This is a genomic window from Candidatus Poriferisodalis sp. (assembly GCF_965237655.1).
Classification (GTDB): Bacteria; Actinomycetota; Acidimicrobiia; order Acidimicrobiales; family Poriferisodalaceae; genus Poriferisodalis.
The window spans coordinates 1,107,263-1,127,479 of sequence record NZ_CBDEGB010000002.1 but is presented as its reverse complement, the minus strand read 5'-3'; the positions used below and the strand labels follow the sequence as shown (position 1 = coordinate 1,127,479).

General features: G+C 66.9%; 18 protein-coding genes. 7 read left to right on the top strand and 11 right to left on the bottom strand.

Going from position 1 to position 20,217, the window contains the following annotated elements; translation table 11 throughout:
- Nucleotides 1-7: 7 nt before the first annotated feature.
- On the top strand, nucleotides 8-784 hold the full coding sequence (locus ACPXYO_RS13365) for a nitroreductase family protein (protein WP_423921347.1): 777 nt from the start codon (nucleotides 8-10) through the stop codon (nucleotides 782-784).
- 57 nt (nucleotides 785-841) lie between these two features.
- Here the strand turns inward: ACPXYO_RS13365 and ACPXYO_RS13360 are convergent, their stop codons facing one another.
- The 4 genes from ACPXYO_RS13360 to ACPXYO_RS13345 form a co-directional block, all read right to left on the bottom strand.
- On the bottom strand, nucleotides 842-2,038 hold the full coding sequence (locus ACPXYO_RS13360) for an ISL3 family transposase (RefSeq protein WP_423921344.1): 1,197 nt from the start codon (nucleotides 2,036-2,038) through the stop codon (nucleotides 842-844).
- A 163-nt stretch (nucleotides 2,039-2,201) separates the two neighbouring features.
- Entirely contained in the window at nucleotides 2,202-2,594 is a 393-nt protein-coding gene (locus tag ACPXYO_RS13355; protein ID WP_423921341.1) for a GOLPH3/VPS74 family protein, read from the bottom strand.
- 4 nt (nucleotides 2,595-2,598) lie between these two features.
- Nucleotides 2,599-2,817: a GPP34 family phosphoprotein gene (locus ACPXYO_RS13350; RefSeq protein ID WP_423921338.1), complete on the bottom strand. Its 219-nt coding sequence runs from the start codon at nucleotides 2,815-2,817 to the stop codon at nucleotides 2,599-2,601.
- 142 nt (nucleotides 2,818-2,959) lie between these two features.
- Nucleotides 2,960-3,787, bottom strand: a complete 828-nt coding sequence (locus ACPXYO_RS13345; RefSeq protein WP_423921336.1) for a DUF192 domain-containing protein — start codon at nucleotides 3,785-3,787, stop codon at nucleotides 2,960-2,962.
- 81 nt (nucleotides 3,788-3,868) lie between these two features.
- On the opposite strand from ACPXYO_RS13345, the gene ACPXYO_RS13340 reads away from it, so the two are divergent.
- The 4 genes from ACPXYO_RS13340 to ACPXYO_RS13325 all read left to right on the top strand — a co-directional run bounded on the left by ACPXYO_RS13340 (nucleotide 3,869) and on the right by ACPXYO_RS13325 (nucleotide 9,827).
- On the top strand, nucleotides 3,869-6,877 hold the full coding sequence (locus tag ACPXYO_RS13340) for a cytochrome P450 (protein WP_423921333.1): 3,009 nt from the start codon (nucleotides 3,869-3,871) through the stop codon (nucleotides 6,875-6,877).
- A 239-nt stretch (nucleotides 6,878-7,116) separates the two neighbouring features.
- On the top strand, nucleotides 7,117-7,926 hold the full coding sequence (locus tag ACPXYO_RS13335) for an SDR family NAD(P)-dependent oxidoreductase (RefSeq protein WP_423921330.1): 810 nt from the start codon (nucleotides 7,117-7,119) through the stop codon (nucleotides 7,924-7,926).
- A 64-nt stretch (nucleotides 7,927-7,990) separates the two neighbouring features.
- Entirely contained in the window at nucleotides 7,991-8,860 is an 870-nt protein-coding gene (locus tag ACPXYO_RS13330; protein WP_423921327.1) for an SDR family NAD(P)-dependent oxidoreductase, read from the top strand.
- 46 nt (nucleotides 8,861-8,906) lie between these two features.
- Complete coding sequence (locus ACPXYO_RS13325; protein WP_423921324.1) at nucleotides 8,907-9,827, top strand: D-isomer specific 2-hydroxyacid dehydrogenase family protein; 921 nt, start codon at nucleotides 8,907-8,909, stop codon at nucleotides 9,825-9,827.
- A 24-nt stretch (nucleotides 9,828-9,851) separates the two neighbouring features.
- On the opposite strand, the gene pheT is transcribed toward ACPXYO_RS13325, so the two are convergent.
- The 6 genes from pheT to infC all read right to left on the bottom strand — a co-directional run bounded on the left by pheT (nucleotide 9,852) and on the right by infC (nucleotide 15,619).
- Nucleotides 9,852-12,263 carry a phenylalanine--tRNA ligase subunit beta gene (gene pheT, locus ACPXYO_RS13320; RefSeq protein ID WP_423921321.1) on the bottom strand — a complete coding sequence of 804 codons (2,412 nt, stop codon included), beginning with the start codon at nucleotides 12,261-12,263 and terminating at the stop codon, nucleotides 9,852-9,854.
- 52 nt (nucleotides 12,264-12,315) lie between these two features.
- On the bottom strand, nucleotides 12,316-13,377 hold the full coding sequence (pheS, locus tag ACPXYO_RS13315) for a phenylalanine--tRNA ligase subunit alpha (RefSeq protein ID WP_423923860.1): 1,062 nt from the start codon (nucleotides 13,375-13,377) through the stop codon (nucleotides 12,316-12,318).
- A 76-nt stretch (nucleotides 13,378-13,453) separates the two neighbouring features.
- Nucleotides 13,454-14,260 (bottom strand): TrmH family RNA methyltransferase, encoded by an 807-nt coding sequence (locus ACPXYO_RS13310; RefSeq protein ID WP_423921318.1) that lies wholly within the window; start codon nucleotides 14,258-14,260, stop codon nucleotides 13,454-13,456.
- A 35-nt stretch (nucleotides 14,261-14,295) separates the two neighbouring features.
- A complete protein-coding gene (gene rplT, locus ACPXYO_RS13305) occupies nucleotides 14,296-14,664 on the bottom strand; it encodes a 50S ribosomal protein L20 (protein WP_420624265.1) in 369 nt (122 codons plus the stop codon).
- Between the two features lie 45 nt (nucleotides 14,665-14,709).
- The gene (gene rpmI, locus ACPXYO_RS13300; protein WP_419553718.1) at nucleotides 14,710-14,904 is read right to left on the bottom strand and encodes a 50S ribosomal protein L35; all 195 of its coding nucleotides are present in this window, start codon (nucleotides 14,902-14,904) and stop codon (nucleotides 14,710-14,712) included.
- 106 nt (nucleotides 14,905-15,010) lie between these two features.
- Nucleotides 15,011-15,619: a translation initiation factor IF-3 gene (gene infC / locus ACPXYO_RS13295; RefSeq protein ID WP_423921314.1), complete on the bottom strand. Its 609-nt coding sequence runs from the start codon at nucleotides 15,617-15,619 to the stop codon at nucleotides 15,011-15,013.
- Nucleotides 15,620-15,824: 205 nt separating this feature from the next.
- On the opposite strand from infC, the gene ACPXYO_RS13290 reads away from it, so the two are divergent.
- The gene (locus tag ACPXYO_RS13290) at nucleotides 15,825-16,310 is read left to right on the top strand and encodes a hypothetical protein (protein WP_420624268.1); all 486 of its coding nucleotides are present in this window, start codon (nucleotides 15,825-15,827) and stop codon (nucleotides 16,308-16,310) included.
- 103 nt (nucleotides 16,311-16,413) lie between these two features.
- A complete protein-coding gene (hisG, locus tag ACPXYO_RS13285; RefSeq protein ID WP_423921310.1) occupies nucleotides 16,414-17,289 on the top strand; it encodes an ATP phosphoribosyltransferase in 876 nt (291 codons plus the stop codon).
- A 95-nt stretch (nucleotides 17,290-17,384) separates the two neighbouring features.
- Here the strand turns inward: hisG and ACPXYO_RS13280 are convergent, their stop codons facing one another.
- Nucleotides 17,385-20,189, bottom strand: a complete 2,805-nt coding sequence (locus ACPXYO_RS13280) for a cell wall-binding repeat-containing protein (protein ID WP_423923858.1) — start codon at nucleotides 20,187-20,189, stop codon at nucleotides 17,385-17,387.
- Nucleotides 20,190-20,217: the final 28 nt, after the last annotated feature.

Here is a 20,217-nt window from a genome sequence, read left to right as displayed (position 1 = left end):
TCGGCGCATGGCGGTGGACTCCGAGTATTCCAATGCCGATCTGACTGCCCCGCGCTTCGAGTCGCTCCTGGACGTAATCCGGTTGCGGCGATCGGTTCGCAGCTTCGAACCACCGCCTGAGCCGTTGCCCGCCGATGCAGTGCGCGGCATCTGCGAAGCAGGCCGCTGGGCGCCGTCTGGCGCAAACACCCAGCCGTGGCACTTCGTCGTCGCTGCAGAGCGGACCGACGTGATCGTCGTCTCAGACGTGTTCGTGCGACAAGCAGACCGTCTGGTGGAGCACTGCCGCGGCTTCCCCCACGTCCACAAGAAGCACTGGCTGCACAATTCGCTCGCCATCGTGCTGATCTTCTGCGACCCGCGCTGGGTCGACTCGTACCCCGTCAGCGACCATCCGGGCTGGAGCGAAGAGTACGACGCCAACAACGAGAAAATCCTGCTGGCCTCGGTAGGAGCGGCCGCCCAGAACATGCACCTGGCCGCTGCCGCGTACGGACTCACCACGGCGTGGCTGAGCGGCGGCGGCGAGGACACCACCGCTCGGGAACTGCGCGATCTGCTCGGCGTGCCGGAGCCACTCGTGCCGATCGCGACTATTCCCATCGGCTGGCCGCACCGGCGCGCCGAATCGCGCTACCGCCACCCACTCGAAGAACTCATCCATTGGGGACGCTGGGACCCCGCCCGAACGCCGGCCGGCGATGCGGTGCAGACCTACGTGGGCGCGGTCCGCCGTCAAGCCATGTATCGCGGCAGCGAGACGCTCGAAGACCTCGACGAGTGAGGCAACAGATTGAGCCTTCGTCTTTTTTTGGGATTCGGGCTGCTGGGCTCGGCGGGGTCAGGTTAGTAGCAGGCCGCGGGCTTCGAAGTTGGCGTAGTTGGTGAAGCCGTGGGCTCGGCGTCGCAGGACTTGGAGCAGGTTGTTCGTTCCCTCGATGCGTCCGTTGCTGGGCCGTCCTGTGTGGTGCCAGTCGAGGATCTGGGCATGCCAGGCGAGGAACGTGTCGACGGTGTCGCTGAACTCGGGTATCTGGCCGGTGCTGTAGATGTCCGCGAACCGGTCCAGGGCTGCCATCGCGCCGTCGTGGTCGTCGGCGAGATAGAGCTGGTGCAGCTCGCCGAGCGCTTCCCAGGCTGCTTTGAGCCGTGGATGGGCGGCGAACAGGGCGTCAAGGCGGGCCTGGTCGGCGGCGTCGAGCTTGTCGGGTCTGCGCATCAGCAGGAATCTCGCCCGGAACACGTCGCGGTCGAAAGCGGGCTTGGAGCCTTCGGGGCGGCGCTGGACGTCTCGGCGGACCGCGGTGAGCCCTGCTTGGAACCATCTGATGACGTGGAACCGGTCCAGGACGTGGCGGGCATGGCCGAGCTGGGCGTCGATCGCTGCTTTGTACGCCGCCGAGCCGTCGGACACCACGACCTTCACCGCCGGGCACCATCGGTGCCCTTGGGCGGCCAGGAACCCTGACAGTGCTGCCTGGCTGCGGTGGGGAACCATGGCGAGCACCTCGCCGGTGTCGCCGTTCACCAGTACCGTCACATAGCGGTGCCGCTTGCGGATCGAGGTCCCCTCCACCAGCAGCACCCGACACCTTTGCCGGCGCCGGCGGTCGCCGACCAGACCTGCATAGGCGACCACCAGCGCGTTGACCAGCTTCCAGCCCACTCCATGACGGCGGGCCGCCGAGCTGACCGTCATCGCACGGGCGTCTTTGACCAGCCGGCGCGCCAGACGCGCCGTGACACGGCCCTCGAACGCCGGGTGGTCCTCCATGAACCGCCGGCCGCCGCAGACCTCGCAGACCATGCGCCGCTGCTCGAACACCAGCACCACCGGCCGGCCCGACACCTCCAGGTCGCGGATCTCCCGGTCCCGGCGGTCATGGGCCTTCCCGCTCGGGGTCCCGCAATCAGGGCAACACGGGCGGCGCACCGTCGAGCGCACCCGCACCACCAGCCGCTCAGGCGCGTCGACCACCACCCCCAGCACCTCGACACGCGGCAGCCACAACCGCACCGACATAACATCACGCTTCATCGAGGCCCTCCAGGGTTCGGCGTCTGCAAACACCGATCCCAGCAGGGCCTCGACCCCTACAAGCGGACCCTCAACCCACCCTCATCCCAACAAAAGACGAAGGGCCAACAGATTCAGCTTGGGTGCTGACCGGCCCGCTCGCACAAACGGCGGGCCCCAGCAGCTACAGCATGAAGCGGCTGACCGTGGAGCTGGCCAGCCACATCTCGATGTCACGGATGGCCTGCGTCATTGCCTGGCCGATGAGGTCCAGCTTGCGTACCTGCTCGATGCGCGGCGCGGCGCGCTCGAGCTCGGGCTTCGAGAGCAGCTCGCCGAAGATGCCGCAGGCGTCCACCAGCGCGATGATCACGATGTCACGCGGGCTGGGGATCTCGTCGCTGAACAGCACGCCCATGATGCGCAGCTTCACTTCGCGCTCAGCCTTGCCGTCGACCGATGGGTAGCGGCGAGACCGGAACACCCACAGATGACGGTCGTCCTTGCGCTCGAGAATGCCCTTGTCGACCAGCCGCGCAAATGCCTCCTCGCGGATGCCCTCGGCCCGAGCCGCCACGAACTCACCCAGTAGCGCGAGTCGCTCTCGGCCTGCTGGGCCGCAATCTGGGCAAGCTCAGCATGAGCTTCTCCAGATCGGTGTCGATCCGGTTCTCCATGGCCAGATCCATGAGCACCGAACCGGCGATCACGCGGTCGAGGGTGCGCTCAGGCACATGGATCAGCTTGCCGTCGTCGTCTCGCAGCCGCAGGAGGAGAATTTCTTCGGCGAATCTCAGCATGGTGTGTGTTCAGCTCCCGTGCGTCTGTCTCGACCCGGCCCACATCGTGGGGCCGCGTGCCCGCAGCGTAATGGGCTTTAGGGCCTTGCAGCCCGTATCTGGACGCTCCGATGCGAGGTGTGCCCGTCAGACATCGAGACCGTCAGCGCTCCAATGTGATGGCCGTGGCGCTCTCGAGACCGAGGTCGTAGTCGGGGCCCCGGGGATGTTCAACAGCGATGCGGTACGGGCCCTCGGGGTAGTACTGATCGCACTCCGCAGAAGGCGTCGGCGACAAGCACGGAACCATGTCAGTTGACGAGACGACGGCGCCGCCCGCATCCACGTACGTGATCCGCAGCGGCAGGGGTGTATCGCGCATCCAGAAGGCATCGCTCGTGTCGCTGTCGAAGACAAACACCATCGCTGCGTAGCCGCCGAGTGCCGCAAAATCAACGACACCCATGAGGCCCCGCTGGCGCGCCAGAGGGGTGTCGGCGACGATGACCGGCCACACCTGCGAACCGGTTGGGCCGCTGACAGCCATCAGGCTCTCACCGAAGCCGTCGAGAGGCTCGGCGGTTCCAAGCACCTGATTCGCATCAGCACGAGAGTCGGGCTGAGCCGTCACAAGCACCTGGTTCGCATCAGCACGGGTGCCGGGCTCAGCCGTCGGCGACGGCTGAGCGGTCGTTTGCGTCACCTCGGGGTCCTGGGCGGCGGTAATGGTGGCACTCGGCGACTCTGTGGCAGCGGGCGCCGCGAGCGTGGCAGCGGTCGAAGGTGCCACGGTTGCCCGCGAGGTATCACCTGCGGCGGTACTGAGGTCGTCGTCGACGGCAATCGTCACGACAGTCGGTGACAGCGAAGTAGTAGGCGAAGGATTGGCCGGGGGGACCAAGCCCCCTGACCGGGTCGACTCATGCACCGAGCATGCGCCGAGCACCAGCACGATGACGATGGTCGCCGTCAACCGGCGGCGGTGGCGCATCAACGCAGTCTGTCGTGCCGGCTGACCGATGCGGACGCGACGCGCGGTGGAACCGGGTGGCATGCGTGATGAGATAGGGGCGTGAACAGCAGCGCAACCGCGCTCGAGAAACCTGACGCGCCGACCCGGTCCATCGATGACGAGGGGGCGGTGCCGTTCGCGGACTTCGCTATCGGGGAATTTGCCGACTTGGTTGCGATGAGCCGCGAGCTGAGCCGCACCGGCGACTGGGTAGTCCGCACGCCATTCGGACTGTTCGTCCACGGATACGACGAGGCGCGCGCGATCCTGCGCGACCCGGCATGGATCTCGATGCTGGCCGGCGTCGCGATGCTCGACGAGGCAGCGCTCGATGGCGCCGGGCGCACACCGGTGAACTTCAACGCCTTCATGGCGCGTGCCCGCCGGGACGCACCCGTCAGCGCTGGCGACGAGGCGATGAGGGCCCGACCGAACGTGCTGTCACTCGAAGGTGATGATCACCGCCGCCTGAGGAGGCTCTTCGGCCGTGCCTTCACGCCCGCGGCGGCGGACCGGCTGCGACCGTTCATGGCATCCCACGCAGCGAGACTGATCGATCCGTTGGTGTCTGCAGGCGGCGGAGAAGTCGTCTCGGGCCTGTGCGACCCGTATCCGGTGCCGGTCATCTGCCGCCTGCTCGGCGTGACCGACGACGACTGGGGTCAGTTCGGCCGGTGGGCCGAGACCATCTTCGGACTCTTCGACGGTGACGCCGAGGCCGTGGTCCGCAGGCTCGGCGACATCGCCGCAGCACAGGCCGAGTTGGGCGCGTACGTGGTCGACCTGATCGAGCGCCGACGCCTCGAACCAGCCGACGATCTGCTGTCGGAGCTCATCACTGTGTCTGATGAGGGTGACCGGCTGAGCGAAGACGAGCTCATCGGCATGGTCGAGGCACTGCTGATCGCCGGGACCGACACCACACGCAACCAGCTCGGGGCCACCTTGGCGGTGCTCGCCGACAGGCCGGAGCAATATGCGGCGCTGCGGGCCGATCCCGACCGGATACCGGCATACGTCGAGGAATCGCTGCGCTACATCGGGGCAGTGCGCACGGCGATGCGCATCGCCACCACCGACTTGATCGTCAACGGTCTGCTGTTCCCAGCCGGCACCATCGTCATGATCGGCCTGCACGCGGCCAGCCTTTCGGGCGGTTGCCCGGCCCACGCTGGAACATCGCCGGACGCCGATCGCCCAGCCTCGCAAGAGTCTCCCCCCGACGAGCACAGCTTCGATCCCTACGAGTTCAATCCGGTTGTCCCCCACGAACATCCGCACCTGGCCTTCGGCAGCGGTGCGCACCACTGCCTCGGGGCATTCCTGGCCCGGGCAGAGCTGCAGGAAGCACTGCGGGTCTTCGTCGAGCACGTCGAGAGCTTTGAGTTGGACGAACCGGTCGAGTGGAAGCCGCTCTCGCTGGGGATCTGGGGACCGTCCCGCATGCGCCTGCGACTCAACACCGCGCCATTGGCGACACGGATACCGGCGAGAACACTGCCGCCGGCCAGCACGAACGCCGATCTCGGAACCTCGGCCGAGCGCGATCGCTACCTGACCACTGTGGCACCGCTGCGCCGCGCAATCCACGACAGCGTCCCCGAGCTGATCGCACGGCCGCGCTTCCCGCCCGTGTTTCGGCTGGTGGTTACTGCAGCTCGTATCGGCTGGGCCAGCTACGCCGGTCGATTGCTCGACCGGCGACTTGATCCCGAGGAGCGGCGAGAGCAGATCTACCGACGCCTGCGGCTGGCGGCAACCAAGCTCGGCCCTGCCTACATCAAGCTGGCTCAACTCATCGCCGCCGGCGAGGGTGTCTTCCCCGATGCGCTCGTGGCCGAGTGCCGGCTGTGCCGTGACCAAGTGCCGGCCGAGCCGTGGGCCGCGATCCGCGAGGTCATCGAGGCCGAATTGGGCCCGATCGACGAGCGTTTCTCTCACTTCGACACCGAGGCGACCGCAGCGGCCTCCATCGCCCAGGTGCACGAGGGCCGGCTTCCCGATGGCAAGCGGGTCATGGTCAAAGTGCAGCGGCCCGGTATCCGCCGGCGTGTCGAACGAGACCTGGCGGTGCTGGCGTGGATCGCGCCGAAGCTGGTGGACCGCATCCCGATCACCGCGCTGGCCAATCCGCCGGCGCTCGTGGAACTGTTCGCCGAGACCATCTCCGAGGAACTCGACTTCCGGGTCGAGGTAGCAAACCTCTTCGAGGTCGACCGTGCGCTGCGCGCCACCACCACCGGACGCTGGGAGGTGCCCGAACCGTTCCTCGATGCTGTCACCGAGCGGGTAATCGTGATGAGCCCGGTCGCCGGACGCCCGCTCAGCGAGTTGCGGCCCGAAGACCTCGCCGACGGCGAAGCTGCAGCCATCTTCCGCCAGATGAACGACGCCCTGCTCCACGGCGCCTGCATGACGGGCGTTTTCCACGGCGACTTCCACGCCGGGAACGTGTTCATCGACACCGAGGGGACGCCACCCGGCGAGCCACCCGCCATCGGGTTGGTCGACTTCGGTATTACCGGCCGGCTCGAAGGGCCCAAACGGGTGGCATTTCTGCGCTACGTGGTTGGCCTGCTCACCGGCGACCTGGAGTCGCAGATTTCCGGGATGATCGACTTGGGAGCCTTCGGACCTGGCAGCAGTCCCGAACGAGTCATCGCCGACCTGCGCCTTGATCGGCCGGGATTCGACCCGCTCGAACTCACAGAGGACGAGTTCACCTCCGAATTCCGTGCGCTGATCTCGGGCCTGCTGGCCAACGGCGCACGCATCCCCAAAGAGCTGATGCTGTTCATCAAGAACTTCGCCTACCTGTGCTCGGTGGCGGGCGAGCTGGAATCCGAGATGGAGGTGCTGGCTCAATTCGAGCGCATCGCCTCGTCGTTCTTCGCCCGCAATGGGGTCCGGATGGCCACCGAGATCGGCTTCTCGCCAGCCCCCGACGCCGTCGACGAACGCATCATCCGCCAAGCCATGGGCATCTCGCCCCGTCACGAACGGGTCACCTGGCGGCTCATCCGGGGACGACGCGAGGGTCTGAAGTCCCGGGTGAGCAACGCCGACTGAACGGCTACGTTCAGCCGACCCGCTACGCGCCGGTGGGGCATGATCTTGGAGGCATCGCGGGTGGAGCCTCGAAGCCATGCCGCGGCGAGACCGTCGCAATCAGCGCGAGAGCGGGAGGGACCATGGCATCAGACAGCCCAGCGCCACATGAAGCGGCGTCAAGCAGCCCAGCGCCACATGAAGCGGCGTCAAGCAGCACAGCGCCACATGAAGCGGCGTCAAGCAGCACAGAGGGCCGCATGGCGGGCAAGGTGGCCGTCATCACCGGCGGAGCGTCGGGGATCGGGCGAGCATGCGGGCTGCGCTTTGCTGCCGAGGGCGCGTCCATCGTGGTCGCTGACTTGAACCTCGAACGCGCTGCGAACGTCGTCGACGAGGTCAACTCGTTGGGTCAGGACGCCATCGCGGTCCAGGTGGACACCTCGCAGCAAGAACAGAACGACGAGATGGCAGACGCCGTCGTCGAGGCCTTCGGGCGCATCGACGCGTGCGTGGCTGCCGCGGGAATCTCTCATTCCGGCTACGTCAGCCGCGAGATCGACGAGCAGGCGGGGCAGGACCGCTTCGACCGGGGCGACATGTTCTTCATCGACAAGTCGCTCGAATCGTGGCAGCGAGTGCTAGATGTCAACCTGACCGGTGTCATGCTCACCAATCAGGCCGTGGCCCGCAAGATGAAGGACAACGGCGGCGGCGCGATCGTCAACATCTCGTCCATTGCCGGCACCAATGTGCTCAAGGGCAGCTCGGATTACTGCGTCTCCAAGGCCGGCGTATGGATGCTGACGCGCTGCGCGGCGCTGGAACTCAGTCGCTATGGCATCCGCGTCAACGCCGTGGGTCCCGGCTACATCCAGACATCGATGAGCGGTGCCGTGCTGGGCAATGAGCGGTGGGTGGCCGCACGTGAACGCGAGACGCCGCTGGGGCGGCTCGGCGTACCTGACGACATCGCCAACGCCTGCCTGTACCTGTGCAGCGACGATGCCAGCTTCGTGACCGGCGAGATCATCTTCCCTGACGGCGGCGTCATGGCCGCCGGCCGCTGAGCGGCGCGCCCAGCAACACATAGCGACAAGGTCACAACCGGAGCAGGGCGAGAGGACACCAGCGATGGCAGACAACGAAGGCACGGCGCCGCATGGAGCGGCGTCAGGCGAAGCAGTGGGTCGCATGGAAGGCAAGGTCGCTGTGATCACTGGCGGCGCATCCGGCATCGGCCGGGAGTGCGCGCTGCGCTTCTCCGAGCAGGGTGCTTCGGTCGTGGTGGCCGACCTCAACCCGGACCGGGCCGAAGCCGTGGCGGCCGAGCTCACCAACCGTGGACGTCAGGCGACCTGGACCCAGGTCGACACTGCCGATCAGGAACAGAACGAGGCAATGGCCGAAGCCGCAGTGGCTGCTTTCGGGCGGCTCGACGCTTGCGTGGCCGCTGCGGGCATCTCCCACGCCGGCTACGTCAGCCGGGAGATCCCCGAGCAAGTCGGCCAGGACTTCTATGAACGGGGCGACCGGTGGCTACTCCAGAAGTCACTGGAATCGTGGCAGCGAGTAATCGATGTGAACCTGACCGGTGTCATGCTCACGAACCAGTCGGTCGCGCGCCGCATGCGTGACAGCGGGGGCGGTGCCATCGTGAACATCGCCTCGGTGGCGGGTTTGATGGCGCTGCAGGGCGGATCGGACTACTGCGTGTCCAAGGCCGGCGTGTGGATGCTGACCCGCTGCGCAGCCCTTGAACTCAGCCGCTACGGCATCCGGGTGAACGCCGTCGCACCCGGGTACATCCGTACATCCATGACGGCCTCCATGACCGACAGCGACGAGTGGGTGCGTGAACGCGAGCGGGAGACCCCGTTAGGCCGCCTGGGCGAGCCCGCCGACATCGCCAATGCCTGCCTCTACCTGTGCAGCGACGAAGCCAGCTTCGTGACCGGCGAGATCATCGCTCCCGACGGCGGTCTGGCCGCCGACATTCGTTGAGGGATCTGGACGTGAGTCGCATGAGAAGCGGACGGAGGGCGACACGATGAGCGTGCTCGTCGCCGTCGAGCCCGACTGCTGGCGGCGTCCAGTGCTGGCTGAGGCTGTCGTGCGGGGCGGGGGCACGGTGAGCGCCCCGGATGGGGCATCAGCGCTCGTGTGGGCCGAACCCACCCAGGCCCAGTTGATCGGGGAAATGGTGGATGCCAATCCCGGCATCGAATGGGTGCAGCTCCCCTACGCCGGCATCGAGCCGGTGGTTGACGTCGTGACTGCCCGGCCAGCCATTGAGTGGTACTGCGGCAAGGGCGTATATGCAGAACCCGTCGCCGAGCACGCGCTGATGCTGGCGCTGGCCGGAATGCGCGGAATGGCCACATACGCCCGCGCCGAAGCGTGGAGCGCACCCGAGGGGCGCAACCTGCTGGGTGCTTCGGTGACGGTGCTGGGCGGAGGCGGCATCACCGACTCGTTGCTGCGCCTGCTCGCGCCGTTCGGCTGCGAGGTGACCGTGCTGCGTAATCGTCCTGAACCGATGCACGGTGCGGCGCAGGTGGTCGGTCCCGATGCGCTCGCCGACGTCCTTCCGGGCACCGATGTGCTGGTGCTGGCGCTCGCACTCACACCCGACACTGCCGGCATCATCGGCGCGGTGGAGCTGGCGGCCCTGCCCGATCACGCTTGGGTCATCAACGTGGCCCGCGGCGGCCACATCGTCACCGACGATCTGGTGTCAGCGCTGCAGGATGGGCAGATTGGCGGCGCTGCGCTGGACGTGACCGACCCCGAACCGCTGCCCGACGATCACCCGCTGTGGGGCATTCCGAACTGCCTCATCACGCCTCACATCGGGAACACGCCTGAGATGGGGTTGGCTTTGCTGGCGGATCGTGTCGAGGCCAACGTGGCGCTCCGGATCTCAGGCGAGCCGTTGCTCGGCCCCGTGTACCTGGATCTGGGCTACTGACGCCAGATGCCGCCCGCCGGCGGCTCAGCGCAGAACAGCGCCGTGGGTGGCTTCGACGATGTCGATGCATCGCTGGCGGATCTCGGCGACCTGCTCGTCGGTGAGGGTGCGGTCGTCGGCCTGCAGCCGCAGACCGAACGCCAGTGATCGCGTGCCCGGGGCCATCTGATCACCTCGGTAGACGTCGAAGAGTTCGACTGAGCGAAGTTCGCTGCCGCCGACGGACCGCAGCGTGTCACGCACCTGCGACGCCTGGACATCGTCGGGAACTGCGAACGCAAGGTCGATGTCGCTCGAGGGATACGTCGAGACCATCTGGTAGGGCCGATCCGCAGTTGCGGCCGCTGTTTCAAGCAGAGGCTCCATGTCGAGCTGCAGCCAAGCGCAGCGCTGGGCGAGACCGTGACGCTCGCATACGACCGGGTCGACCTCACCCACGTGGCCAATGGCGTGTCCTTCGAGCATGATTTGTGCTGCCCGTACCGGATGCATGCCGTCGAGGTCGCTGGTGTTCACCAGCGAGGCATCGAGCCCAAACGCGACAGCGATGAGGTCCCACAGCCGTACTGCATCTGTCGCCTCGCCGCCGGCCCAAATGGCGCCGAGCTGTTCAGTTTCGGTCGGAAGCGCGCCATTCGACGGGGTAGCTGGAGACGATGCGACTGGCGGCTGGCCGAACACCACGCCCATCTCGAACAGCGACACAGTCTCGTTGCGGTGGGACGTGTTGTATGCGGCCGCGGTGAGCAGGCCAGGCAGCAACGACGGGCGCAATACCGATTCCTCGGTGGCGAGCGGGTTCAGCAGGCGGACCGGCTCGGCGCCGTCAATGCCCGCTCGACGAAGGGCGTCGGGCGCGAGGAACGGGTTGGGCATTGCTTCGGACAAGCCGGCCCCGATGAGCACGCGACGCAGGTCGCGGCGCAACCGCTGTGTCGGCGTCAGCCTGCCCGGCTCGGGTGAGCGCGGCACCGTTCGGCCGAGCCGCCCGTAGCCGTAGTGACGAGCGACCTCCTCAGCCACATCGGTTTCGGTGGCCACGTCGGGACGGAAGCTGGGAATCGTCACCTCCAGCGAGCCGTCGGCGGCGCTATCGCAGTGCAAACCGATCGGGTCAAGCAACGAGCGCAGCTGGCTCTCGCTGAAAGGCTGTCCCAGCAGGTGGCTCATGCGGGCTGGGCGGACATCCACGGGTGTCGCATCGGGCAGCTCGCCACGCCCGTCGAGACGACCGCGGCAGACCGACACCCCGCCCGGAGTGATCCGGTTCAGGAGTTCGCAGAAGCGATCCAGTGCTGTTGGCACCAAGTCCCAGTCAGTTCCTCGCTCGAAGCGCATTGAAGCTTCCGAGCGCAGGCCAAGCCGCTGGGAGGTGCGGGTGATCGACAAGCGATCCCACCAAGCCAATTCGAGCAAGACCGCCGTGGTGGCCTCGCTGATCTCGCTGCTTGCGCCGCCCATGACTCCCGAGATGCCAATGGGCTGGTTGTCGCGGTCGATGATGACGCCGTCACCCCGCTGCATGGTGCGCTCTTGATCGTCGAGCGTGACGACGGTTTCGTCGCCTGGGCTGCGCCGCGTGCCCAGGTGGCCACCGGGGACAAGCGCAAGGTCGTAGGTGTGGTTCGGCATGCCCAGCTCGAGCATCACGTAGTTGGAGACATCCACGACCGAGTTGATGGGCCGCATCCCGCACAGGGCGAGGCGCAATTGCATCCACAGCGGCGACACGCCGACGGCTACGTCGCGAATGGCGCGTACGCCGAAGCGGCCGCACAGGTCCCCGTCCACAATCTTGACCGATGCCACGTTCGAGATGTCCTCGTCGGTCTCGGCAACGACCGGCTCCGGTATCTCGAACGGGATACCGAGACGTGCGGCCAAGTCGCGTGCCACGCCGGCCACCGACATCGCGTCGGGACGGTTCGGGTTGACCTCGAGGTCGTAGAGCACGTCGCCGCCCAGACCGATCTGGTCCATCAGCGGAGCGCCGAGCTCCAACCCGTCGGGCAGGATCATGATGCCCTCAGCATCGGTGCCCAGCCCGAGTTCAGCAGCCGAGCAGCACATGCCCTCGGACACCTCGCCGCGCAAGCGCCGCTTGCCGATTTCGAGGCCACCCGGCATGGTCGTGCCGACCGTCGCGAGCGGCACCAGATCGCCGACCGACATGTTGAATGCGCCGCAGCACACCTGCAACGCACCGTCGGTGCCCTCACCGCTGGTGCCGGGCAGCTCCACGTCAACCAACTGGATGCGATCGGCCTCCGGATGCGGTCGCAACCCCGCCACTCGCGCCACCACCACACCGTCGAGCGACGGCAGGATGCGCATTTCCTCGACAGCCATGCCGAGATCGCTCAGGTGATCGGCCAGTTCGGCGGAATCGCCCTCGATGGGTGCGAATTCGCGCAGCCAGCTCAGCAGCACCTTCATCGCGGCATGCCTCCCCTGGGTGCTCGAACACTCATCCCCGCGACTCCCTGCATCAGAACTGGCTGAGGAACCGGATGTCGTTGGTGTACATGTCTCGCAGATCGTCGATGCCGTGGCGCATCAGCGCCAGCCGGTCGATGCCGAAGCCGAATGCGAACCCGGTCCATTCCTCGAAGTCGATGCCGCAGTTGGTGAGCACGTTGGGGTGCACCATGCCGCAGCCGCCCAGCTCGATCCAGCCGGTTCGCTGGCAGGTCTGGCAGCCCGAGCCCTCGCAGAGCACGCAGGTGATGTCGAACTCCGCAGACGGCTCGGTGAACGGGAAGTACGAGGGGCGCAGTCGCGACGAGATCGACTTGCCGAAGTAGGCCGAGGTGAACTCCTCCAGCGTGCCCGCTAGGTCTGTGAACGAAATTCCCCGGTCCACCACCAGGCCCTCGATCTGGTGGAACACAGGCATGTGACTGGCGTCCGCCGTATCGCGACGGAACACGCGACCCGGGCAGATCGTGTAGATCGGCGGCGGCTGAACCTCCATGACCCGGATCTGCACAGGCGAGGTGTGGGTGCGCAGCAGCACGTTGGACGCCTCGCCGCCTTCGCCGTCACCAAGTTCGGTTCGCTCGCCCAAGTCCAAGTACAGCGTGTCCCACATCGAGCGGGCCGGGTGCGCAGCTGGCAGGTTCAACGCCTCGAAGTTGTACCAATCGGTCTCGGCCTGGGGGCCCTCGGACACGGTGAAGCCCATGCCGACGAACACGTCCTCGAGGCGCTCGGTGGTCTGGGTGACCAAGTGCAAGTGCCCCCGCCCTGGCCCCGGCGGCGTCTCGGTGAGGTCCAGCCACTCTCGTTGCAGCTGCTCACGGCGTGCTGCAGCAGCGAGTTCGTCGACGGCCTCCGCGTGAGCGGTGCGCAACGCCTGCTGGGCCTCATTGAGTGCGCGGCCAGCTGCGGCCCGCAGCTCTGGAGCCAGCGAGCCCAATCCTTGCTTGATCTGGCCGAGCGTCGACTTGCGCCCGAACAAGCCAGATTCCGCCTGCGCCAACTCGTCGCCAGAAGATGCCGCTGCCACCGCGGCGAGGCCCTCCGTGCGCGCAGCGTCGATATCCGCCAGCAGCGTGTCGAGTCCTGCTTCGGTCGCCGGGCCGTTCACGGCAGGCAGGGTACGAGTCCGCGGTGCATTCGCGAACTCAATTCGTCGGCAGGTTCCCGGCTTCTGGCCGCATGGCGTACATCAGCACGGCGGCGGCCACGGCTACGTTGAGCGAGTCCACCGGGTGCTGCATGGGAATCGCAACGGCGATGTCGGTGCCAGCCACAGCGTCGGCGGACGGTCCGTGCGCCTCGTTGCCCACCACGAGTGCCATGTGATCATTGAGTGGCAGCTCGTCCAACCGCACCTCGCCATCGGGTGCGGCGCGTACTCGCAGGTGTCCGGCATCTCCGAGGACGTCGAGCACTTCAGCGGTGGGGTGGCCGCGGTTGACCATCGTTCCGAACGTCAGCCCTGCGGCACCTCGCAGCGCCTTGGGGCTCCACAGATCGGTCGTGCCCTCAGTAGCGATGACCGCACCGATTCCCGCGGCCACGGCGCTGCGGACCACAGCCCCGGCGTTTCCGGGGTCGCGCACTGCTTCGAGCACCACGACCCGCGCCGCCGTCACTGCCGCGCTGAGCGGCGAGTCCGCGAAGCGTGCGATCGCGAGGACCCCTTGGGGGTTCATGGCATCGGCGAGCGGGTCGAGCACGTCGGCGGGAACGGGGTGGATCGCACCGATTCGTCCCCGGAACCCAATTCCCAGTCGCGCTGCATCAGGGTGATCGTCGGGCGCACCGGATGGCGCGTAGCGGTCGACCAGCTCGGGACGGGCAAAAACCGCTTCGAGGGTGGCGCCGCTGGCCAGTGCCCCGTCGACGGCTCTGGGTCCCTCGACGACGGCAAGTCCGGTTGCGTCGCGCTGACGCCGGTCGCGCACCAATCGCGACAGCCGCGACAATGCGGCCCCCGACGGCGGTGACGGCTGGAGTGCGCTCAGGCGGCTGTGTCGGTGAGGGCAGCCTCGGCACGCTCGGCGATCGCAGCGAACGCTGCGGGATCGCTGACGGCGAGGTCTGCCAGGTTCTTGCGGTCGACAACGATGCCCGCCACGTCCAGCCCGTGTATGAGCCTGCTGTAGGTGGTGCCGTTCTGGCGTGCAGCAGCGTTGATGCGCTGGATCCACAGGCGGCGGAATTCGCCCTTACGGGCCCTGCGGTCGCGGAACGCGTACTGCCCGCTATGCATGACCTGCTCGTTGGCGGCCCTGAATGACCTGCTCTTGTTGCCGTAGTAGCCCTTCGCCTTCTGGAGCGTCGCCTTGCGACGGGTGCGACTAGCCACGGATCGCTTGACTCGTGCCATGTTGATCCTCTCGCTTCTCTGGGATCGGGTCTGCGGAAACGGGGTTCAGCGGCCCAGCATCCGGTTGACTCGCTTGCGATCGGCGCTGGACACCTCGCCCTCGAGTGCTAAGCGCCGCTTACGCGCCGACGACTTCTTCTCGAGCAGGTGATTGCGGTTCCGCTTGCGGCGAACGAGCTTGCCGGAGCCCGTGGTCTTGAAGCGCTTCTTGGCGCCGCTGTGGGTCTTCATCTTGGGCATGGTTTCAGTGCCTTGCTCTCTTGGCTCACTCGGTCTGGCTCACGCGTTCTAGGTGCGTGAGTCTGTTGAACTGTGTCCGACGGCTGCAGCGCGGGCCGGCGGTGCGTCAGTCGCTGGGCGGGTCTGCGGCCTTGCGGCGCTGGCGCGAGATGCGGTCTGGGCTCAACAACATGGTCATGTTGCGCCCGTCCAGCCGGGGGAGCTGGTCGACCTTCCCGACGTCGACGACTGCCTCAGCGACACGTTCCAAGATCTGACCGCCCAGTTCGGGATGGAACACCTCGCGCCCTCTGAACATGACGGTGACCTTGACCTTGTGGCCGTCTTCGAGGAACTTGCAGACCTTGGCTGTCTTGGTGCCGAAGTCGCCCGACCCGATCTTGGGCCGGTACTTCATCTCCTTCAGCCCCGCGTGCGACGTCTTGCGCCGCGACTCCTTCGCCCGCTGTGCCGCCTCGTACTTGTACTTGCCGTAATCCATGATCCGGCAAACCGGAGGGGCGGCGTTCGGAGCCACCTCAACGAGGTCCAAGTCCAAGTTGCGTGCGATCTGCAGAGCCTCAGGCACCGACTTGATGCCGATCTGCTCGCCGTCAGGTGCAACCAGACGGACCTCGCGGACCCTGATGTCCTCGTTGATCCGGGCGTCACCGTCACTTGCGCGTGCTATGGCCGTACTCGCTTGTCCAAAGGACGCTCCTCGTCCACGCGGCATCCGTTGCGAACCCGGTACCGGAACGCGCCTTCCGGCGGTTCGGTGGGGGTCAGGACCCCGCTTGTTTCAGTTGTAGGGGCCGTAGGGTAACAGCGCTGGCTATGGGCGGCACAACGGCGGTGCGGAGACACCGGCGCAGTCCGACACAGCGCCGAGGCGAGGTCGCTGCAGGCCAGCGCAGTGATACGAGCTGGAGAGGTCGCCGATGAGCACGTTGTGGACACCGGAGGGTGAGCATCGCGTACCTCGCGAGGGCACCGGCGAGCCGTCGCAGGCTCCGCCCAGCAAGGCTGATGACGACGGCGGTGCGTACTCCGCTGATGACGACGGCGGCGCATTTGACATAGACCCCGAGACGGGTTTGCCGATCGATCCCCGTACCGGCGAGCCCTTCGATCCCGAAGAGCTGGCCGAGATGCAGGAGGGGCTGCGCGAGGCCCAGGAACAGCTGGTGTCGGTGCCAGCGGCCGAAATCGTGCAGAACCACATGATGGGTCTGTTCGAGCTGGCGGCACTCCACCTGCAGCGGGATCCGCCCGACCTGGCCGAGGCGCGCCTGCCCATTGATGCGCTGGGACTGCTCGTGGACCATCTGGCCGACCAGCTGCCCGCCGGTGAGACGCTGCGGGGCGCCTTGCAGCAGATCCGCCTTGCATACGTGGAAATCCACAAGCGCCAATCCGAAGCCTGAGCCGTCGAGTCGGCACACGGCGACAGCCCGCACGGCACGTCAAGAACTACCACGGCAATAACCAGCACAGCTCGCAGCAGTGCCGCGGGTACCGTTACCGCCCGTGCTCAAGCTCGTGCTCCCAAAGGGCTCGCTCGAAGAGGCGACCCTGCAGCTTTTTGCTGATGCCGACCTGCCAGTTCGCAGGGGCTCAGCGGTGGACTACCGCGCCACGATTGACGACCCGCGCATCGACGACGTGCGGATCCTGCGGCCCCAGGAAATCCCGTCCTACGTTGCCGATGGTCTGTTCGATCTGGGCATCGCCGGACGCGATTGGATCGAGGAGACCAGCAGCGACGTCATCTCCCTGGGCGAGTTGCGCTACTCGAAGGCCACTTCGCGACCGGTGCACATCGTGGTGGCAGTGCCCGAAGCCAGCAGCTACCAGGCGCTCGCCGACCTGCCTGACGGGGTACGGGTGTCGAGCGAGTATCCCGAGCTCACCCGTCGCCACTTCGCCGAGCGCGGCGTCGATGCCGATGTGCGGCTGAGCTACGGCGCAACCGAGGCCAAGGCACCCGAGATCGTGGACGCCGTCGTCGACCTCACCGAGACGGGAAGGGCCCTGCGAGCAGCCGGTCTTCGGATCATCGACGAGATCCTCACGAGTTACACCGAGATCTTCACCAACCGCGCTGCCTACGACGACCCGGCAAAGCGCCGAGCGATGACCCAGATCAAGACGCTCCTCGACGGGGTGCTCGACGCTCGCGGCAAGGTGCTGGTGAAGCTAAATGTGGCCCGCGAGCACCTCGATGCGGTGGTGGACGTACTGCCGTCGATGAAGGCGCCGACGGTGAACGAGCTGTGGGGCGGCGAGGCCTACGCCGTCGAAACTGTGGCGCCGAAACACGAGATCAACGTGCTCATCCCGGAACTGCTCGAACGGGGTGCGACGGACATCGTCGAGATGCCGATCTCCAAGATCGTCCCCTGAGCGCACCGCAGTTCGGGCATCTCGACGACATCAAGCCGGGCGAGATGCCGATCTCCAAGATCGTCCCCTGAGCGCAGCCCACCGGTGCTGAGGCATCAGCAGCCGGCGTCGCGGAACGGGTTGGCGTCGGCGGGCGGGAACCGTTCGGGCTCGAGCGGGTACGTGACCCAGTCGTCGGAGCAGAGCCCGCCGAATTCGGGCGCCAGGTTCCCGAGACTCCGCAGCGAAGGCGCCTGCCGCCAGGCAGCCCAGAACTCATCGCTGCTCGTGATGTTCTGCGCGTACCACTCGGGAACCTTGCCGGCCAAGCCTGCGAGCACCACCTGCTCATCGTCAGTTGACGGTTGATCCGGCAGCGACGGGCAGCCGCCGGATTCGTAGTACGTCAGCCAGGCGTGCGGCACCATGAGGTGAGTCACGGTGTCCGCTAGGACCTCGCCCCCAGGGAATCGACCGCGCGCGTAGCAGTCCGGATACTTGGTGGCGAAGTACAGCTGCACAGCACCCCACGCCTCAGGAGGCGCGAGGCCAGCCTCGATGTCGTACACGTGCAAGAGCTCATGGACGACACCGCCGAGGCTGAGCTGGGACATGGTCATGCCGACGACCTCACAGCCGCGCTCGTGCCAGTTGTCGCACGAGCGCCACACGAGGCCCCCAGCACCCGACGCGGACACGTTCACCTGGTCACGGATGTGGTCCCATGCGATCTTCAGCCATGGATAGTCGCCATGCCACCGCTGTGACTCCTCGTCCATCCATGAGTGCAGGACCTCAAGCGCGGTGACCGGGGCCTCGTCAGCCGGTATCGGGGAGAACTGCATTGCGAGCCTCGGGCTCGTGCGCTGCGTGGTAGTGCCGTCGCCCAACTGGGAGACGCTGTTGTCGCCCCAGCACGACACGCGGCCGTTGCGGCGCAGGGCGCACGCGTGAGCGGGGATCGGCGTCGAGCCGAGGCTGATGCCCACCTCGACGGCGTCGGAGATGCCGATGAGGCGCTTCGGCGTGGTCCGGGAGGTCCTCGTGCCGTGGCCGAGCTGCCCGACTTCGTTGTCGCCCCAGCACGACACCCCGCCGTCACGATGCACCACGCACGTACTCGTGCTGCCCGCCGACACCGACAGCACATCGTGGAGACCCTTGACGCTTGGCCCTGGGCGTCCTCCTCGCAGGTACCAGCAGAACACCTCGCCGCCTGTAGTGGCCGCGCAGGCTCGATCGTCGGCGACTGACAGCGACGACACCTGGCTCAGTCCCCTGACGCGCTGCGGGGAATCGAAGAACGAACCGCCCCAGCACGACACGCCGCTGTCGCGATGAATGACGCAGAAGAAGGTTGGGCCGGCGGAAATGGCAACGGCGTCGTCGAGATTCGGCACGCGTGCCGGCGTGTACTGGTTGTGGAGCGTGTCACGATGGCCGACTCCGCCCTGGCGATTCGCGCCCCAGCACGACACTCCGCCATCGCCGTGCAGCACGCAGGTGGTCTCGATGCTCAAAGCAACATCGGCAGCGTCGTCGATTCTCGGGATCTTCACCGGCACGTAGCGGTTGCCGGCGCCTCCCAGTGCAAGCTGTCCTTCGGATCCGTCGCCCCAGCACGAGACCGTCCCGTCCGCATGCACCGCGCAGGCATGCAGCGCTAAGTAACCGGTGTGATCGGACGAACTCAGCGCAACGACGTCGGTGAGCGATGCGGTGGTCAGCCGTTCGCGCCGGCCCTCGGCGCCCCAGCACGTCACGGTGGCGTCGAGGCGCACCATGCAGGTTCGCCCCCGCGCAACGGTAAGGAGCGTCTGATCACTGCGCGGCCCGTCGAATGTCGGGTAAGCAGCCGGCGCAGCGTCGTCGGTGTCTTCTGTCTCCTCGAGGTCTTGCTCGGATCCGAGGTGCTTCCCGGCCAAGTAGTCGTCAAGAGCCGTCTGGGAGACGGCTGCGTTGCCGCCGAACACACGCAGATCGACCGTGCCGTGAGCGGTGCGTGCCGCGTCGAGATATGCAGCCGTGCCGGCGGGAATCCGCTCCGGGTCGACGAGCAGGAGCGGGGCACACAGCTCCCCCAGCAGCGGCGCCGCGCTGAACGAATCGAACGGCACGCGCGCCCGTGTGATGCCCACGGTGCTGGACGTGAAGCATGGCTTCCCGGCGGCATCGCTGTATCGGTCGGTCACGAGTTCCGCCGCCTTGACAGCGGTGTCGTAGCGATCGGTGCCGGCCACGCGAGTCACCGACATGCCCATGTCGATGATCGCGGCCTCGATGGCGTCGCCGAGCGCCGCCGTGCCCCCCACGATGACCAAGTGCTCCATTCCGGCCCCGGACAGGTAGCGGACCACGTCGGCGTGCAGCTCATCCGGCGAGCTCAGCAGCACCGGATGGTTGCCGCGGGCAGCGAACGGGCCTGCCACCAGCGCATCGGCAAACACATCGCCGCTCGCGACGATCGCGGTGCGGCCCAGTCCCGGCATTTCACCGGCCACGATCTGCCGTGCGGCAGCCACTGACGTACCGAAACGGTCCGAGCCTGCGATCCGTTCGGCCGACACACCGGCATCGGCAAGCGCACTCAGGACAGTTGCACTCACACCCCGCCCAGGGCCGTGCCCGCCTCCGCCTGCCTCTGGGCCCAGCACCAGCGCGCGGGTCGCCCCGATCCGCTGAAGGAACGCCGCTGCATCGTCTCGCAGTTCGAAGGGCGGTGTCATCAGCACGGGCGCGCCCAGTGCGCCAGCCACTGGGGCAGCAACCACAGCGTCGGTCCAGCGCTCGCCGGACACCAGCACGACCTGCTCCACGGACCCGCCAGCCGCAGCCGCAACGGCATCGGCAATCAGCAACGAGGTCGAATAGCGATCCGCACCGCCAAAACGAACAATCGGAGATGGGCCGCGTGATCCCACAAACAAGATCTCGACGCTGGGTGGGTGT